Origin of the sequence: Reinekea forsetii, from assembly GCF_002795845.1 — a bacterium.
GTDB classification, from domain to species: Bacteria; Pseudomonadota; Gammaproteobacteria; order Pseudomonadales; family Natronospirillaceae; genus Reinekea; species Reinekea forsetii.
Window position 1 is genome coordinate 508,254 of record NZ_CP011797.1, and the last position, 18,350, is coordinate 526,603.

An 18,350-nucleotide genomic window follows, 5' to 3' on the forward strand; every position below is an offset into this window, starting at 1 on the left:
TCAGCCCTCGTGTATAATTTCCACCGTTCATCAGTCTGGTCGATGATGACAGGAATGCAGCTGTTAATGTGCACGGCTAGCATTTTCTATCAATAGCACATTCATGGAGTAACTAAACGATGGCATTAAGCGTCGAAAAGAAAGCAGAAATTGTCAAAGAATACGGTCAAAGCGAAGGTGATTCAGGTTCTCCTGAAGTTCAGGTCGCTCTGTTAACGATCAACATCGAGACCTTGCAGTCTCACTTCAAGGAACATGCGAAAGACCACCATTCGCGTCGTGGCTTGATACGGATGGTAAACCAGCGTCGTAAGCTGTTGGATTACTTGAAGAGCAAAGATGTTACTCGTTACGCAACCTTGATCAAGCGTCTCGGCCTACGTCGATAAGACCGCGTTCTCTAAAAAGGGCCCCCAATGGGGCCTTTTGTCATTTTCGGCTGCCGACGACCTTGTTGACTGCCATTGCTACGACTTCTATATTGACTCCACCCATAAAAAACGGCCTAACAACGATTACCGCCCAGTATTGCATTGGGGCTTCTATCAGTGTGCTTGAGCATCTTGCGATACCCTCCAGCGCAGTGATAGAAGCATCGTTGTTACCGTCTCTACGAGGAAATTACCGTGCTTGAACTTATCCCGAAAACCACCACCTTTACCTTTGGTGGCAAGAACGTCACCCTGGAAACCGGTCGTATTGCCCGCCAGGCCACCGGCGCGGCTTTGTGTACCATTGGTGACATCATCGTGCTGGCGACTGTTGTGGCCACCGACTCGGCCAAACCGGGCCAGGATTTCTTCCCGCTGTCCGTGCATTACCAAGAAAAGCACTATGCCGTTGGTCGCATTCCCGGTGGTTACCTGAAGCGCGAAGGTCGTCCGTCCGAAAAAGAAACTCTGACCTCGCGTCTGATCGACCGTCCAATTCGGCCCTTGTTCCCTAAGGGCTTTATGAATGAGGTGCAGGTTGTTATCAACGTCCTGTCGGCCAACAAGACCGATGACCCGGATATCGCTGCTATGCTGGCGACCTCGGCGGCCTTGGCCATCTCTGGCATTCCATTCAGTGGTCCTATTGGCGCCGCGCGCGTTGCCTACACCGATGCCAACGGCTACCAGCTCAACCCGACCTACGAAGAGCTGCTCGGTTCGCGTTTGAACATGGTTGTTGCCGGTACCGAAGATGCGGTCTTGATGGTTGAATCGGAAGCCCAAGAAATGTCTGAAGATCAGATGTTGGGTGCGGTATTGTTCGCGCATGAAGAATTTCAAACCGCGATCACAGCGATCAAAGCCTTTGCCGCCGAAAACGGCAAGCCAAGCTGGGATTGGCAGCCTGCTGTTGAGAACGTTGAGCTGAAAGCCAAAGTCGCTGACGCCTTTACCGCGCGTATTTCTGACGCCTATCAGGTGGCCGACAAGATGGTGCGTTACACCGCCCTATCTGCTCTGCGTGCCGAGGCTATCGAATCCTTAGCCAGCGCGGATGGCGAAACCTCGAAAGAGTCGGTCAGCGCCATGTTCAGCAAAATTGAAAAGGCTACCGTGCGTAAGCGCATCGTCGATGGTCACCCGCGTATCGATGGCCGAGACGGCAAGACCGTTCGTCCGATCAAGGTTGAGATCGATGTACTGCCCGGGGCCCACGGCTCGGCTCTGTTTACCCGAGGCGAAACCCAGGCTTTGGTCACCGCGACGCTAGGTACGTTGCGTGACGGTAAGATGGAAGACATGTTGGCCGGTACTGTGACCGACAACTTCATGCTGCATTATAACTTCCCTCCGTTCAGCGTCGGCGAAGCCGGTCGTATGGGTGGCATTGGTCGTCGTGAAATCGGTCATGGTCGGTTGGCTAAACGTGGCGTTTTGGCCATGATGCCGTCGATCGACGATTTTCCATACACTGTACGAGTCGTGTCTGAGATTACCGAATCCAATGGTTCGTCATCAATGGCATCGGTCTGTGGCGCGTCTCTGGCCCTGATGGACGCTGGCGTGCCGGTTAAGTTCCCGGTGGCCGGTATCGCCATGGGTCTGGTCAAAGAGGGTGATCAGTTCACCGTATTGACCGACATCTTGGGCGATGAAGATCACTTGGGTGATATGGACTTTAAGGTTGCTGGTACCGAAAACGGTATTACGGCGCTGCAGATGGACATTAAAATCCATGGCATTACCGAACAGATTATGGAAATTGCGCTCGAGCAAGCCATGGAAGCGCGTCTGCATATTCTCCGCGAGATGGCCCAGGTCATTGGCTATGCGCGTCCAGAACTGCCCGATAATGCCCCGACCATGCAGACCATGCGGGTCGATCAGGACAAGATTCGCGACGTAATCGGCAAGGGCGGCGCGATGATTCGCTCCATCGTTGAAGAGACTGGCGCGCAGGTCGATATCCAGGATGACGGCTCTATTCGTCTCTATGCGCCGACCAAGGAAGCGGCCAACGCGGCCCGTGATCGTATCTTGGCCATTACCTCTGAGCCTGAGATCGGTACGGTCTACCTCGGTAAGGTTGCACGACTGGCCGACTTTGGTGCCTTCGTAACCTTCTTGCCGGGTAAAGATGGCCTGGTGCACATTTCTCAGATCGCTGCAGAGCGTGTAGAGAAGGTGTCCGACAAGATCAAAGAAGGGGAAGAGGTCTACGTTAAGGTATTGGACGTCGACGCCCGCGGTCGAGTTAAGTTATCGATGAAAGAAGTAACTGAAGAAGACAAGGCCAAAGTAACAGCCTAAAGGCCCGGTCTAGACGCAAAAAAACCCGCCAACCGGCGGGTTTTTTTTGCCTGCAATTAATGCCTCCCGCCGTTAAAAAAGTATCTCAGGCGAGTCGTCGGCCTGGCCGTCGAGCGCCGTCGTGGGTGCCTGTTGCTCAACGCTGAAGTCAATATTGAGCGTAGTACTGGTGAAGGTTGTGGGCACATTGTCGGCCTTAAAGAACTCAAAGCGGGCATCCTTGGTGTTCGGTGTTGCCAGCAAACCGGTCTTCGGGTCGATCCGTACTTGCACAATACCGACCGGTTGCGGCAGGTTATTGCTCGGTCTATTGGCCAGGGCCACGGTCATAAATTCAATCCACCCAGGCAGTGCCGCCTTGCCACCGAACTCGTTGTAGCCAAGCGACGTATTCGAGTCGAAACCGACCCAGGTTGAGGCCACATAATCGCCGTTATAACCGGTAAACCAGGCATCCACCGCGTCGTTGGTGGTGCCGGTTTTGCCCGCTAGATCGTCACGCGGCAAGGCGCGTTTTGCCGCCCGAGCCGTGCCGAGCAAGACCACATCCTTGAGCATGGAGTCGATCAGAAAGGCCGTCTGCGGTGACACCACTTGAGGCGCGTAACGCTTCACCGCAATCGGCACCGACGGCGCGCTGGCCGAACCTTCATCAACGTTCAGGGCAAGGGGCTGGATATCGATGGCCGTGCTTTGGCTGGAGTCGGCCGGCGCAAAAACATTGGGCGCCTCGGGGCAACCGCGACAGACGATCGCCGGGTTGGCCTGAAAGACGATGTTGCCATTAGAGTCTTCGATTCGATCGATAAAATAGGGTTCAACCTGATAGCCGCCATTAGCAAAAACGGCGTAGCCGGTGGCTATCTCCATCGGCGACATGGCGGTACTACCTAACACCAGAGTCATATCATTTGACAGTCGCTCGCTATCGAAGCCGAACCGACTGATATAATCACGGGTATAGCGAATGCCGATATCGTCCAGAACTCGGATGCTAGAGAGATTACGCGACTGATATAAAGCCTGGCGCAAGGGAATGGGGCCAAGGTAACGGTCGCCAGAATTTTTCGGTCGCCAGACACCTTCTAGGGTGGAGTCCGAGCGCACGATGGGTGCGTCGTTGACAATGGTCGCCGGGGTATATCCCTTGTCCAAGGCGGCACTGTAGACGAAGGGTTTGAAGTTCGATCCCGGCTGACGATTGGACTGCACGGCGCGGTTGAATTTGGATAGCTGATAGTCAAAGCCACCCACAAGTGCTTGGACGCTGCCATCAAGCGGCGCGAGCGCCACCAAGGCGCCTTGTACAAAGGGGATTTGAGCCAGTTGCCAGCCTTGCCCGGTGGCTTCCAGGCGGACTATATCTCCGGGCACCGCAACATCCTCAGGCACCTTGATCGCCGGCCCCTTCTCATCCACCTTGATGCGCTTACGTGCCCAGCTCAGATCCGCCATAGGCAACAAGACCGGGGTGGTTTCGCCCTTGGGAATAACGTACAAACCCAATTCGTCACCTGGTACCACGAGCGCGGGCACCAGACCGCCGCGTGGATAGAGCTCGTTCAGCCCGGCCATATCGACCTGTTGACTGGGATCCTGACCGCTCAGGTGTTGCTCTGGGCCAAGATAGCCATGGCGCCGGGAGTAATCGACCAGCGACTTGCGTACACCGCGATTGGCTGCCTTCTGCAGGTCGCTATTGACCGTGGTATAGACCGTATAGCCGTCATCGTAGGCGGCCAAGCCGAACCGTTCCACCATCTCAGCGCGCACCATCTCAGCCAAATAGAAGGCCTCAAACTCCGGATTATTACCATGATAGGTTGCCGTAATAGGCGCTTCAATGGCGCTTTGATATTCGCTGTCGGTGATAAATTGATTCACCCGCATGGCGGATAAAACGGCATTGCGTCGCTTCTTGGCGCGCTGTTTGTTGGCGATCGGGTTGGCGCTCGAGGGCGCCTGGTGTAAGCCGGCAATCATCGCTAGTTGCGGCAGTGTCAGGTCGTTGATGTCTCGGCCGTAATAGACGGTTGCCGCGGCCTGAATGCCATAAGAACGGTATCCGAGGAAATGTTTATTGATATAGAGCTCGAAAATTTCAGACTTAGACAGTTCACTTTCCATCTTTAGGGCCAGCAGTATTTCCGTGAACTTACGCGTGAAAGTCTTTTGCTGAGTGAGAAAGTAGTTGCGCGCGACCTGCTGAGTCAGGGTAGAGCCGCCGGCACCCTCCCGATCGCCGGTAATCAGCAAGTCAAGCACCACCCGGCTAAAGCGAATCGGATCCACCCCGCGATGCTCTTCAAAGCGCTTATCTTCGATCGCGATCAGCGCTTGGACAAAGCGGGGCGGAACTTGTTGATAGGTCAAAGGTGATCTACGCTTTTCTCCATACTCTGCGATAAGTTGTCCATCAGCGCTGAGCACTCGCATGGGTGTTTGCAGTTTGAAGTCCTTCAAAGTCTGGACATTGGGCAGCGCCGGAGACAAGTAGAGATACATGCTGGCGGAAATGAGAACTGTGCCGCAAATCGAAGCAAAAAGTGCCCATATTAGAAAACGTATTGATTTACCAATGAAGTTCATAATTTTCCAAGAAAATTAACAAGTTACGCCAAAAATTCGACACCAAGTGTGGATTATAAGCTTAAATTCGAGTTTTTTATACATTGCGGATTGGTCTAGAGTGATATGTAATATTTAATGTAAAAACTAATAAGTGCACGTAAGTGCATGTTATAAAAGGGAATTATCGGTGGCCTCCTTATTTAAAAAGAAGCAGAAAAGGTTGCTTGGCATCGACATTAGTTCCACTTCGGTGAAGTTAATGGAGCTGAGTCGTTCAGGTGATGGGTATCGAATTGAAGCTTATGCGGTGGAACCGCTGCCCGACAACGCAGTGGTCGAGAAAAACATCAACGACGAGGCCAGCGTTGGCGAGGCCATTGAAAAGCTGAAATCCAAGTCGCGCACTAAGTTAACTGATGCCGCCGTCGCGGTCGCCGGGTCCTCAGTGATCACCAAAATCATTGAAATGAGTGCCGGTCTCAGCGACGAACAGATGGAGTCCGATATCCAGGTTCAAGCAGATCAATACATCCCCTATCCGCTCGATGAGGTCGCGATCGACTTTGAAGTTCAGGGCGTCTCATCCAAGGGGGACAATCTGGTTGACGTCCTACTAGCGGCTTGCCGAAAAGAAAATGTCGAATACCGAGAAACGGCCTTAGGCATTGCGAATCTGAACTGTGTCGCGGTCGATGTTGAGGCCTTCGCTTTGGAGCGGGCCTATACCCTGATGATGCCTCAACTGCGGCACAGCCAGGAGGGTATCACCGTTGCCATCGTCGACGTGGGTCACACCATGACCACGCTCAGTGTCATAAACGACAGTAAGATCATCTACACCCGCGAGCAGTTGTTTGGTGGCAAACAGCTCACCGAAGAAATCATGCGCCGCTATGGCATGACCCAAGCCGAGGCCGGTTTGGCGAAAAAGCAGGGCGGTTTGCCCGATGACTACCGCGGCGAAGTGTTGGAGCCCTTTAAGGAGGCGGTCGTGCAGCAGGTTAGCCGCTCGTTGCAATTCTTCTTTGCAGCCTCCCAATACAACGATGTCGATTATATTATTTTAGCCGGTGGTACCGCCTCTATCCCAGGCCTCGCGCAGCGTGTACAGGAGAAAATCGGCACCAATACCCTGGTTGCTAACCCCTTTGCGAATATGACGCTATCGGGCAAGGTCAATGCTGCGAATCTGACCAATGATGCGCCAGCCATGATGATTGCTTGCGGTTTGGCGCTGAGGAGCTTTCAAGATGGCAAATATTGATCTACGTCCTTGGCGCGAAGAGCGCCGCAAGGCGCGACAGAGTCAATTCGTCACCGTACTCGCCGGCATTGCCGTGGTCGCGGCGGCTGGCGGCTGGTACTGGAATCAAACGGTTCAGGGGCAAATCGATTTTCAGAGCGCCCGCAATGCCTACCTCGAGAGTCGGATTACGGATTTGGACTCTAAGATCCAAGAAATCCAATCCCTGCGCCAACAACGCGCGCAACTGATCGAACGGATGAGTGTGATTCAAAGCCTGCAGGGCGATCGGCCGATTATCGTGCATATATTCGAAGAGCTGGTCAATGCTACTCCGGAGGGCGTGTATTTTCTCGATCTCGCGTCAGCGGGCAGTACCATTACCATTGCCGCCCGAGCCGATAAAACTGTCAGTATCTCCGACTTCTTGCGTAATTTGGACACCTCTCCCTGGTTTGATGCCGCCTTTATGATGGGTATGGAGTCGATCAAGGATGGCCAGGAAGTGATCGGTCATAAATTCAACGTGCGGGTCAATCGGGTCAATCCTCTAAAAGAGGAGGAGGTGCAGTCATGAAAATGAAGGAATTTCTCGACGGCTTCAAACAGGAGAATTTTGACTACCAAAACCCCGATTTCAACAATATGGGCTCATGGCCCTTGGCGATTAAATTAGCCACCCTGGTGTTAATCAGTGTGCTCATCGTCTTCGGTTTTTATTGGTTTGCGGTAAAGGACTCCAAGGTTCGCTTCCAGGGCGCGCTGGCCAAGGAGCCCACTTTGAAGCAGCAATATCAAAGTAAATCGTTCCAGGTGGCTAACCTAGACGCCTTTAAGCTGCAGTTGGTCGAAATGGAGGAAACCTTTGGCACACTCTTATCGCAATTGCCCGATGACTCTGAGATGCCTGGCCTACTCGATGATATCAGCACCACCGGCACTCAAAGCGGACTGGAAATCGACAAGATAACGCCTAGCGCCGATATCACTCAGGAATTTTATATAGAAACGCCGATTGCTATCACGGTGCGCGGTTCGTTCCATGAGATGGGTAACTTTGTCAGCTCGATGTCGGCCATTCCCCGAATCGTGACCCTGCACAACTTTAGCATCAAAGGGGCTGCCAATCGGTCGGATGCGGAAGGGGAGGCGCCCTTGATGATGACTATCGAGGCCAAGACCTACCGCTACAAAGGGGATGAGCGATGAATCCGTATCTACGCAATCACGCCAGCCGGATGTTCCTGGTGCTGATGGCATCGGCGTTAACGGTGGCTTGTGTGCGCACCGACCCCTTGACCGACCTGAAGGCCTTCGTGCAGGAGCAGGATGCCAAGCCCAAAGGCGCCATCGAACCGCCGCCGGTATTTTTAGCGCCGGACTTTGTCTCCTATACGGCGAGCAGTAAGCGCTCCCCCTTTGAGGTGCCTCGGCCGGTGGAATTGATACAGGAAGAGAAAAGCGCACCGAGAAGCAATATTCGGCCGGATCAGCTGCGGGTAAAGGAGTATTTAGAAACCTTTCGTATTGAGAACATTGCCATGGTCGGCACCCTCTCGGGCTATACCGACGACGTCACGCTCTGGGCCCTAGTCAAAGATGGTCAGGGTGAAGTACACCGGGTAAAGGCTGGGAATTATTTAGGTCGTAACTTCGGTCGAATTATAGAAATTAGCGAAACTCAAATTGATCTAATAGAAATAGTGCCAACTGGAAAAGAAAACTGGGTCGAGCGCCCAAGGGTTTTGATTCTTGTCGGGTTGGATCAATAAAACAGCGTCTTGAGGTGATCATTGTGAAGGTGCAACAAAAAATGAAGCAGGTTTCAATTTTCTTCGCTGTACTATTTGCGACCCATGCATTTGCGGTTAATTTAACCGATTTTGAGGTGTCGTCCCTATCTGGGGACCGCACCCAGATACTCCTTACCTTTGACGGCGCTGCGCCGGATCCGGTGGGCTACAGCATCGAGAGCCCCGCACGAATTTCGTTAGATTTTGCGGACACTCAGAGCAAGCTGGCCGAGAAGTATATTCAGATCAGCAGCGGTAATACCCGCAATGCGGCGATCCTGGATACCGGTGGGCGGACCCGCGTGGTCTTTAGCCTAACCAAGCTGGTGAGCTATGCCTCGACCGTGAACGGCAATGTGGTGTCGATTTTTATTGGCGAAGGGGTGGCGGCCTTGGCGGAGCAAAAGACCAATGCTCTTGTTAGTTCGCCTGAGACCAATGTCAGCACCCCAATGAGCTCGCAACGCACTGCAACGGTGGCCAATGAAATCAAGAATGTCGATTTTCGCCGCACCGAAACCGGTGCCGGGCAGGTGGTGGTCGAGTTTGCCAGTTCGGCGGCCAATGCCTCGGTGTTCGAGCAGGGTGGCAATATTATGATCCGGGTGGAAGACTTCGAAGTGCCCCCTGAATTACGCCGGCGGCTGGACGTCGTCGATTTTGCCACGGCCGTGCACTTTATTAATGTTTATAACGAAGACAACGGCGTGTTAATCCGCTTAGAAGTCGATGGTGACTACGACTATCTAGCCTATCAGTCGGACAACAGCATGACGGTCGAGGTCAATCAGCTCACCGAGGCGGAGTCTGAGGCGCGGCTGAAAGAGAAATTCCCCTACAATGGTGATAAGCTGTCGTTGAATTTCCAAGATATCGAAGTCCGAGATGTATTGCAGATTATCGCCAACTACGTCGGCATAAATCTGGTTGCATCGGATTCAATCAGCGGCAGCATTACCCTAAGGTTAAATAATGTTCCATGGGACCAAGCCTTGGATCTAGTGCTCAAGACCAATGGTCTGGATAAGCGGCAAAACGGTAATGTTTTGTTGGTGGCCCCGGCCGCAGAGCTGGCAGAACAAGAGCGGTTGGAGCTGACGGCGCGAGATCAGGCCGAACGATTGGCCCCCTTGCGGACCGAATATGTGCAAATTAATTATGCCAAGGCGACTGATTTGGCTGCTATTATTCAGTCGAATGTCACCACCAGTTCGGTAACGGAGTCGAGTACCGGTGAAGATCCCGTCACCACGACCACGAGCGCCAATGGCTTTTTATCGAAACGGGGCTCGGTTGCGGTAGATGAACGCACCAATACCCTGATCATTACCGATACCGGGGTGAATCTGGAAGACATACGCCAGGCCATCGCGATATTTGATGTTCCGGTCCGCCAGGTATTAATTGAAGCGCGCATCGTGACGGCGCGCACCTCGGTCGGCGAAGGCATGGGGATTCGTTGGGGTGGAGCGCTGACGCAAAACGCACTCGGCTCAACCTTCGTCGCTAGTGGGTCACTCGAGCAAAACGTGACGTCGATAAACAGTGCCGGTGCGACGACATCTTTTCCGGACGCACTGGCGGTTAACCTGCCGTTAGAGCAAAATACCGGATCGTTGGCGGTAGGCTTTCTGCGCGGGCTGTTTAATTTGGACTTGGAAATTACCGCTCTGGAGAGCTTGGGCCAGGCTGAAGTGATATCACAACCTAAGGTTATTACCTCCGATGGTCAGCAGGCGACTATCTTTTCCGGTCAAAATGTCGCTATTCTGGGCAAGTTGATCGAAGCGGGCTTAAAGCTCGAGGTAACGCCCCAGATTACGCCCGACAATAGGGTTGTGTTGAACTTAACGGTAAACCAGGATTCCATCTCACCACCGGAAGCCTCAGAGGGATTGGTCGCGATCGATACCAATTCGGTAACCACCCAAGTTTTGGTGGAAAACGGCGCGACTCTGGTATTGGGCGGAGTCTATCGGGTTGAAAAAAGCACCAGCACCCAAAAAACACCGTTCTTGGGCGATTTGCCGTTTATCGGTTATCTGTTCAAACGGACTATTAGTTCGGATGAAAAATCTGAACTGTTAATATTTATCACACCCAGATTGGTTGAAGAGGGTCTTGTCTCAAACTGATGGAATCAACACAGCATATAATACTTATCGGGCCGATGGGTGCGGGCAAAAGCACCATTGGCCGGCTATTATCAGAACAGTTGGCGCTCGAATTTGTCGACCTGGATCGGCTCATCGAAGAGCGAGCCGGAGCCTCTATTGCCTGGATATTTGATATTGAAGGTGAAGAAGGGTTTCGTGAGCGCGAAACTCAGTCTCTGGAATTTATCCTCGATACCCCTGCGCAGATCATCGCCACCGGCGGTGGCTGTATATTGCGGCCGGAAAATCGCAACATGTTGGCGATGTCCGATCGAATCATCTATCTAGAGACGTCGATCGAGCAACAATTGGAGCGGACCGCAAAAGATAAAAACCGGCCCCTCTTGCAGAACGGCAATCCTGAACCCGTGTTGGTGGCGATGGCGGCACTGCGCAATCCGCTCTATCAACAGAGTGGCCGTTTGACGGTCGACACTAATGGCAAGCCGCCCAAGCTGGTGGTCCACGAAATTCTCAATTTTCTAGATGAAATCTAAAATGAAAACCTATCAAGTTGAACTCGGTGACCGCAGTTACCCTATCCATATCGGCCCCTGCCTATCGGACCAGCGTCTGCTGCAGGCGACTCTGACCCAACAAGAAATCCTCATCGTCACCAACGACACCATTGCCCCGCTGTATCTTGAGCGCGTTATGGCGCCCTTACGGGCGAGCGGTAAACAAGTTGCCGCCGTGATCCTGCCCGATGGCGAACAATATAAAAACCTAACCACCTTGAATCTTATCTACGATGAATTGTTGGCGCAAAACTTCAGTCGCAAGGTGGTTTTGGTGGCCCTGGGTGGCGGGGTCGTCGGTGATATGACCGGCTTTGCGGCGGCTAGCTATCAACGCGGTGTTGATTTTGTCCAGATACCGACCACCCTGCTTTCCCAAGTTGACTCATCGGTGGGTGGTAAGACCGGTGTGAATCATCCCTTGGGTAAGAATATGATCGGTGCCTTTAAACAGCCGCTCGCGGTCTTTATTGATCCCAGTACCCTGTCGACGCTGCCGAAGAATGAGTTCGCGGCCGGTTTTGCCGAGGTGATCAAACATGGCGTGATTCAGGGGGCGGACTATTTCGCCATGCTCGAGACCCGACTCGCGGACATTTTCGCGCTCGATATGAGTGCGCTGATTGAGGTTATTTCCGGCTCCTGTGCGATCAAATCCTCTGTGGTCGCCCAGGATGAAACCGAGCAGGGGCTGCGTGCCATCTTGAATTTTGGTCATACCTTCGGCCATGCCATCGAAACAACCATGGGCTATGGCCAATGGTTGCATGGCGAGGCCGTCGCCGTGGGCATGGTGATGGCGACCGACCTGTCGAGCCGTCTGGGTCTGATCGAACCCGCGCTGGCCGAACGTATTATCCACCTGGTCGAGCAGGCCGGTCTGCCGATACAGGCTCCGGACAAAATGACCGTAGATTCCTTTCTGACCGCCATGTATCGCGATAAGAAGGTCGACGCCGGAACCCTGCGCTTGGTCTTAGTCCGGGCCCTGGGTGATGGTTTTCTGACGGCAGAATTCGACCCCTCCGCATTAAAAGACACTTTAGCCGCTTTTTGTGACGGATAGTCGTCCAAGCAACTAGACAGCCAGACCTTTTGTCGTTTAAATGAACCGACGTGAAACTGAGGGCAGAAGCGGTGGACATGTCGGAACAAACAGAACGAATGCAGTCAATGTACCATCTTCAACACGACCCCTTTGGTGCGCTGGTGGACGCCATGGTGTTCAGTGGTGCTGGTGGGCGTTACGAAACGGCTGAAACCATTCGGCATTTACTTACCTACAGTCATCAGGACAGCTTAGTCCTGGGGCAGGCGGGTACGGGCAAGCGAATGTTGGCACAACAGGTGCTAAAAATGCTCGAAGAGCATTGGCGTGTTGCCTGGATCGATGGGTCGGAGACCGATTCCCTGGTCGATCTACTGCGCGAAATAGTTGGCCAGCTGGGTCTTGGCTTGCGGCTCGACGCCGACGCCGATGAATTGTTGCAACGAATTATTGAGATTACCGCAGCCCGCACCCACAACGACGAGTCCTTTCTGATTGTTATCCAATTTGCCGACCGTCTGCCGGTCGATATCTTAGCTAAATTAAAGTTGTTACGCGGTACCGGCGAGGCATTAGAGTCGCGTGTGCGTCAACTCTGGTTATGTAACAGTCTCGATGATTTCGTCGCACCGCTCGATGAAGACGATTGGTATGCGCATCCGCTCGAAAGGTTCAATGACACCGCGGCCGAGCAGTACATCAAGGATCGACTGATTGGCGCCGGCAATGTCTCCGGCGTGCCCATCGGTGTTAAGGATATTCACCGTTTGAATCAGATGGCGGGTGGCTTGCCCGATCGGCTGAATGAATTGGCGCGCGACTACCTGATCAGTACCACCTTTAAGACTGGCGAAAAGGGTCGTTCATTTCCTTTCACCCATGTGATGGCCGGGTTGGCCGCCGTGGTGCTCGTCGTTATTGCCTATGTCTATAATGAAAGTGTTGGCGAGCGTGAGGTCGTCACCATCGTTCCCGTCGCTGTGCAGCCGATGTCGGCGGTGGAGAAGAAACTCGCCGAGGCGGTTGCAAGCGTTGAGGCCAAGCAGCAGAACCTGGTCGCAAAGGAGGAGCCGGTCGCACTGCTCGAAACGCCCATAGCCCTAGCGGACACGACGATACTCGCGCCTGTAGCCCCCGAGGCGCCGCAAGCCGCTAAGATAGTCGAACTGCCCAAGGCTGTGGTGCCGTCGGCCGAACCCCAGTCGGTTAAAGTACCGGTGAGCGTTACTAAGGTCGCTGCGGCACCGGCCAAGGCGCGGCTTTTAACGAATGGCGCTCCGGAGGCCTTTACCCAGCAACTGATCGGGGTGCGCGACAGGACCATGCTGGAACAGCTGCTACCCCAGTTTGCTGCGTTAGAGTCAGTCGATATCGTTGAGTCGGTGCACAAGGGCAAGGCCTGGTTTATCTTAATTCATGGCCAATTTGATACCAAGGAAGCGGCGCTGCAGGCTACAGCAGGGCTGCCCGCGATATTTAAGGATCAAACACCCTGGATTCGGACCTTTAAGTCAATTCGGACCGAAGCGGTTCGCTAGCCCCGCGCAGGTCCCGCGCTCGTTCGGGCAAGCATTACTGCCTTGAGGGCTAGCCCAGCATAGCCGGGTTTAGCCCCTCCCTCATCCTGTCAAAACCCTTTCATAGTAGGCCTCAAGATAAAAATACCCTCTTAATATACCGTTATAAATATTTTTCGCGCCAAGTCAATATTAGACTCAATGGTATCAATCTTATGATGTTTAGCGGTTGTGTATGAGTGGCTTGCCCCTCGGAGCAATGGCCGTAGCTGTCAAATCAGGAAAGAAGAGGGTCGATATGAGTCAAGGTCTATACAATCCGGCGGAATTTCGTGACAACTGTGGCTTCGGCCTGATTGCCCATATGCAAGGTGAGCAGAGCCATCACCTGTTGCAGACCGCAATCGAATCGCTTACCTGTATGACGCACCGCGGTGGCATCGCCGCCGACGGTAAAACCGGTGATGGCTGTGGTTTGCTGATCCAGATGCCCAAGACATTCTTCGCCGAAAAGGCTTGGCAGCAGTTCCAAGTGGATCTGGGCGAACATTTCGCGGTCGGCATGGTCTTTTTGAGCCAGGATACTGCCAAAAATGCCGCGGGCAAGCAGGCCCTGGAAGCCAGTTTACTCGCCCAACAATTGACCGTAGTCGGTTGGCGCTCGGTACCGATCGATACCCAGGTCTGCGGACCGATGGCAATCGATTGCCTACCCGATATTCAACAGGTGTTTGTTACCGGCACCAGCCAAGAAGAGTTGCCGGTCAAGCTCTATACCGCCCGACGTAAGGCCGAGCAGGCCATGGTTGCGGATGAAGAATTCTATATCTGTTCCTTGTCGCACACCGTGGTGTCCTATAAGGGGCTGGTGATGCCGGTCGATCTGCCGAGCTTTTATCCCGACCTGGCCGATGAGAAGCTGGAAACCGGTATCTGTGTTTTTCACCAGCGCTTCTCCACCAATACCCTGCCCAAGTGGCCGCTGGCGCAGCCCTTTCGACTGCTTGCGCACAATGGCGAAATCAACACTATTTCCGGTAACCGCAACTGGGCGCGCGCGCGCGTTAGTAAGTTTGCCAATGACAATATTCCGCATCTGGAGGACCTGCAGCCGTTGGTTAATACCACCGGGTCGGATTCCTCCAGCATGGACAACATGCTCGAGCTAATGCTGCTCGGTGGCATGGACCTGTTTCGTGCCTGCCGCACGATGATTCCGCCCGCTTGGCATAACGTCGAGCATATGGATGCCGAGCTCAAAGCCTTTTATGAATTTAACTCCATGCATATGGAGCCGTGGGACGGCCCGGCGGGTATCGTTTTGACTGACGGTCGCTATGCCGTTTGCCTGCTCGATCGAAATGGACTGCGGCCGGCGCGCTGGGTGATTACCAAAAATGGTTATATCACCTTGGCCTCGGAAGTGGGCACCTTTCAATACAAGCCGGAAGATGTGGTCGCTAAGGGGCGCGTGGGCCCGGGTCGAATTCTAGCCATCGATACGCTGACCGGAGAGTTCCTAGAAACCGACACCATCGATAATCGCCTCAAGAAGGCGGCACCTTATAAAGACTGGCTCAAGGCAAACGCCGTGCGCTTGCGCAGCCGCTTTGAATTGGCCGAAGAGGGCGATGGCTCCTCGATGAATCCAGATGAGGTGCAGGCCTATCAGAAGCTCTTCCAAGTTAGTTACGAAGAGCGCGATCAGGTGATTCGACCGTTGGCCGAAACCGGTCAGGAAGCTGTGGGCTCGATGGGCGATGACACCCCGATGGCCGTGCTGTCGCATAAGATCCGCCCGGTGACCGACTATTTTCGCCAGCAGTTTGCTCAGGTCACCAATCCACCGATCGATCCATTGCGCGAATCGATCGTGATGTCATTGGAAACCTGCTTGGGGCCCGAGGCCAACCTGTTTAACCCTCAGGCCGAGCACGCGACCCGCCTAATCCTCGCATCACCGGTGCTCTCGCCGCTGAAGTTTCAAAACATGAAGCGTCAGGAATCGCCGCAGTTTCGCCATCAACTTTTGAGCTTGGGCTACAGCGAGGCCGAGGACTTGGAGCAGGTGCTGCGTGACTTGGCGGATGCGGCTGAGCTTGCCAGTCGGGACGGGGTGAAAATTTTGATTCTGTCCGATCGCCTCTTGCAGGCCAATCAACGGGTCATACCCGCTGTGATGGCCACTGGCGCCGTGCATCATCGGTTGGTCAATAGCGGCCGTCGCTGTGATACCAATATAGTCTTGGACAGCGGTGCCATCCGCGATCCGCATCAGTTTGCCGTGGCAATAGGTTTCGGCGCGACTGCGGTCTACCCCTACCTAGTCTATGAGCTGATCGACGATATGACTCGCACCGGCGAGTTGCTCGGCGATCATCATTTGCTGCATAAAAATTATCGCCAAGGCATCAATAAGGGCCTGTTGAAAATCATGTCCAAGATGGGTATTTCAACCATCGCCTCATATCGAGGCGCGCAGTTGTTTGAAGCGGTCGGTCTGGCCGATGAAATAGTGGATTTCTGTTTCAGCGGTGTCCCCAGTCGTATTCAGGGCGCCCAATTCAAGCACTTTCAAGAAGAAATCGACCAGCTGGCCAAGCTGGCTTGGCTGCCGCGCAAACGGATCGATCAGGGCGGCAAGTACAAGTATATCCATGAGGGTGAATACCATGCCTTTAACCCTGAGGTCATCACCACTATTCAGAAGGCGGTGCAGCTTGGCGACTCCGCCAGCTATCGGGAGTTTGCCGCACTGGTCAATGACCGCGAGCCGGCGACCTTACGCGATCTTTTTAACCTCGACAGCGCGCGCCCAGCGATTCCATTGGATCAAGTCGAACCGGTTGAGTCGCTCTATACGCGCTTTGATTCCGCGGCCATGTCCCTCGGGGCTCTATCGCCGGAGGCGCATGAATCCTTAGCGGTAGCGATGAACGAACTCGGTGGTCGCTCCAATTCAGGCGAAGGCGGTGAAGATCCAAGGCGTCACGGCACCAATCGCCGCTCCAAAATCAAGCAGGTGGCCTCGGGCCGCTTCGGCGTCACGCCAGCCTATTTAATGAGTGCCGAAGTTCTGCAGATCAAGGTCGCTCAGGGCGCCAAACCCGGCGAAGGCGGTCAGCTGCCCGGTGGTAAGGTCAACAGCCTGATTGCCGAACTGCGTTATGCCGTGCCCGGCGTGACCTTGATCTCGCCGCCGCCGCATCACGATATCTATTCGATCGAAGATCTCGCCCAATTGATTTTCGATCTTAAGGAAATCAATCCCAAGGCATTGGTCTCGGTTAAGTTGGTCTCCGAGCCGGGGGTTGGCACCATCGCCGCCGGTGTCACCAAGGCTTACGCCGATCTGATTACCATTTCAGGCTATGACGGTGGCACCGCTGCCAGCCCGCTGACCTCGATTAAGCACGCCGGTTCGCCGTGGGAATTGGGTTTGGCTGAAGTACAGCAAACCTTGCGCGGCAATATGTTGCGCGATCGCGTACGGCTGCAAACCGATGGCGGATTGAAGACCGGCATGGACGTTATTAAGGCTGCCATTCTGGGTGCCGAAAGTTTCGGTTTCGGCACTACACCTATGGTCGCACTGGGCTGTAAATATTTGCGCATCTGCCACCTGAATAACTGCGCTACCGGTGTGGCCACTCAGGATGCGACGCTGCGTGAGCAGTATTTCCGTGGCACGGTCGATATGGTCAAGCACTATTTCCGCTTTGTCGCCGAAGAAGTTCGCGAGCTGCTGGCGCAACTGGGCTATGCCAGCTTGGGCGAACTGGTCGGGCAAACGCAGCTGTTAAAGGTGCGTACCAATCTAACCGGTAAACGTCAGAATCTCGATCTGTCGCATCTGTTGCACAGTGATCATGTCCCCGCGGACCGTCCGCAGACCTGTCAGGTCGAGCGCAATGTGCCATTCGACAAGGGCACCAAGCAGCGCGAAATATTTGCCGCGGTGCGCTCGGCGATCGAAGCCAAGAGTGGCGGAGAATTCAGCTTCACCATCGGTAACTGCGATCGCTCCCTGGGTGCGCTCTTATCGGGTGCCATTGCCGAAAAATATGGCAACCTGGGCATGAACGATCGGCCTATTACGCTCAAGCTGTCGGGCATTGCCGGGCAGAGTTTTGGTGTTTGGAACGCGGGTGGTTTGCACCTGATCCTCGACGGCGATGCCAACGACTATGTCGGTAAGGGCATGGCCGGCGGTAAGATTGTGATCCGTCCACCTAAGGGCAGCGCCTTTGAAACCCAAAAGACTTCGATCATGGGCAATACCTGCCTTTATGGCGCCACGGGCGGCAACCTCTATGCTGGCGGCGCGGCCGGTGAACGCTTTGCCGTGCGCAATTCCGGCGCCCATGCGGTTATCGAAGGCGCTGGCGACCACTGCTGCGAGTATATGACTGGCGGCATGGTCGCGGTGCTGGGTAAGGTGGGAGGTAACTTTGGTGCCGGCATGACCGGTGGCTTCGCCTATGTACTGGATCTGGAAAATTCCTTTGCCGACAAATATAACCGCGAGCTGGTGGATATTCACCGCGTCAGTACTGAGAAAATGGAAGGCTATCGTGATCATCTGTTTCGGGTGATCGAAACCTTTGTTGCGGAAACCCACAGCGCGTGGGGTGCCGAATTGCTGGATAATTTCGACGACTATGTCTCGAAGTTTTGGCTCGTCAAACCCAAGGCCGCCAGTTTAGCGGATCTATTGTCTAGCACCCGGGCACGCCCAGAATAATCGACGGAGAGCACAA

General features: G+C 54.1%; 12 protein-coding genes. 11 read left to right on the forward strand and 1 reads right to left on the reverse strand.

The window, feature by feature from the left end; translation table 11 throughout:
* Nucleotides 1–119: 119 nt before the first annotated feature.
* On the forward strand, nt 120–389 hold the full coding sequence (rpsO, locus tag REIFOR_RS02435; RefSeq protein ID WP_100256046.1) for a 30S ribosomal protein S15: 270 nt from the start codon (nt 120–122) through the stop codon (nt 387–389).
* 237 nt (nt 390–626) lie between these two features.
* A complete protein-coding gene (pnp, locus tag REIFOR_RS02440) occupies nt 627–2,744 on the forward strand; it encodes a polyribonucleotide nucleotidyltransferase (RefSeq protein ID WP_100256047.1) in 2,118 nt (705 codons plus the stop codon).
* A gap of 72 nt (nt 2,745–2,816) precedes the next feature.
* Here the strand turns inward: pnp and REIFOR_RS02445 are convergent, their stop codons facing one another.
* A complete protein-coding gene (locus REIFOR_RS02445; RefSeq protein ID WP_100256048.1) occupies nt 2,817–5,333 on the reverse strand; it encodes a penicillin-binding protein 1A in 2,517 nt (838 codons plus the stop codon).
* A 169-nt stretch (nt 5,334–5,502) separates the two neighbouring features.
* Between REIFOR_RS02445 and REIFOR_RS02450 the strand changes: the two genes are divergently transcribed.
* The 9 genes from REIFOR_RS02450 to gltB all read left to right on the forward strand — a co-directional run bounded on the left by REIFOR_RS02450 (nt 5,503) and on the right by gltB (nt 18,334).
* The gene (locus tag REIFOR_RS02450; RefSeq protein ID WP_100256049.1) at nt 5,503–6,579 is read left to right on the forward strand and encodes a pilus assembly protein PilM; all 1,077 of its coding nucleotides are present in this window, start codon (nt 5,503–5,505) and stop codon (nt 6,577–6,579) included.
* Nucleotides 6,566–7,135, forward strand: a complete 570-nt coding sequence (locus tag REIFOR_RS02455) for a PilN domain-containing protein (RefSeq protein WP_100256050.1) — start codon at nt 6,566–6,568, stop codon at nt 7,133–7,135. The genes REIFOR_RS02450 and REIFOR_RS02455 overlap by 14 nt, the downstream gene beginning before the upstream one ends.
* Nucleotides 7,132–7,767, forward strand: a complete 636-nt coding sequence (gene pilO, locus REIFOR_RS02460) for a type IV pilus inner membrane component PilO (protein ID WP_227003741.1) — start codon at nt 7,132–7,134, stop codon at nt 7,765–7,767. The genes REIFOR_RS02455 and pilO overlap by 4 nt, the downstream gene beginning before the upstream one ends.
* On the forward strand, nt 7,764–8,330 hold the full coding sequence (locus tag REIFOR_RS02465) for a pilus assembly protein PilP (RefSeq protein WP_100256051.1): 567 nt from the start codon (nt 7,764–7,766) through the stop codon (nt 8,328–8,330). The genes pilO and REIFOR_RS02465 overlap by 4 nt, the downstream gene beginning before the upstream one ends.
* Before the next feature lie 41 nt (nt 8,331–8,371).
* Nucleotides 8,372–10,486 carry a type IV pilus secretin PilQ gene (pilQ, locus tag REIFOR_RS02470; protein ID WP_100258675.1) on the forward strand — a complete coding sequence of 705 codons (2,115 nt, stop codon included), beginning with the start codon at nt 8,372–8,374 and terminating at the stop codon, nt 10,484–10,486.
* A complete protein-coding gene (locus tag REIFOR_RS02475; RefSeq protein WP_100256052.1) occupies nt 10,486–11,004 on the forward strand; it encodes a shikimate kinase in 519 nt (172 codons plus the stop codon). Before pilQ ends, REIFOR_RS02475 begins: the two co-directional genes overlap by 1 nt.
* A 1-nt stretch (nt 11,005) precedes the next feature.
* Nucleotides 11,006–12,091, forward strand: a complete 1,086-nt coding sequence (gene aroB, locus REIFOR_RS02480) for a 3-dehydroquinate synthase (RefSeq protein ID WP_100256053.1) — start codon at nt 11,006–11,008, stop codon at nt 12,089–12,091.
* A gap of 77 nt (nt 12,092–12,168) precedes the next feature.
* Entirely contained in the window at nt 12,169–13,611 is a 1,443-nt protein-coding gene (locus REIFOR_RS02485; RefSeq protein ID WP_145980214.1) for an SPOR domain-containing protein, read from the forward strand.
* A gap of 277 nt (nt 13,612–13,888) precedes the next feature.
* Nucleotides 13,889–18,334, forward strand: a complete 4,446-nt coding sequence (gltB, locus tag REIFOR_RS02490; protein WP_100256055.1) for a glutamate synthase large subunit — start codon at nt 13,889–13,891, stop codon at nt 18,332–18,334.
* Nucleotides 18,335–18,350 lie beyond the last annotated feature (16 nt).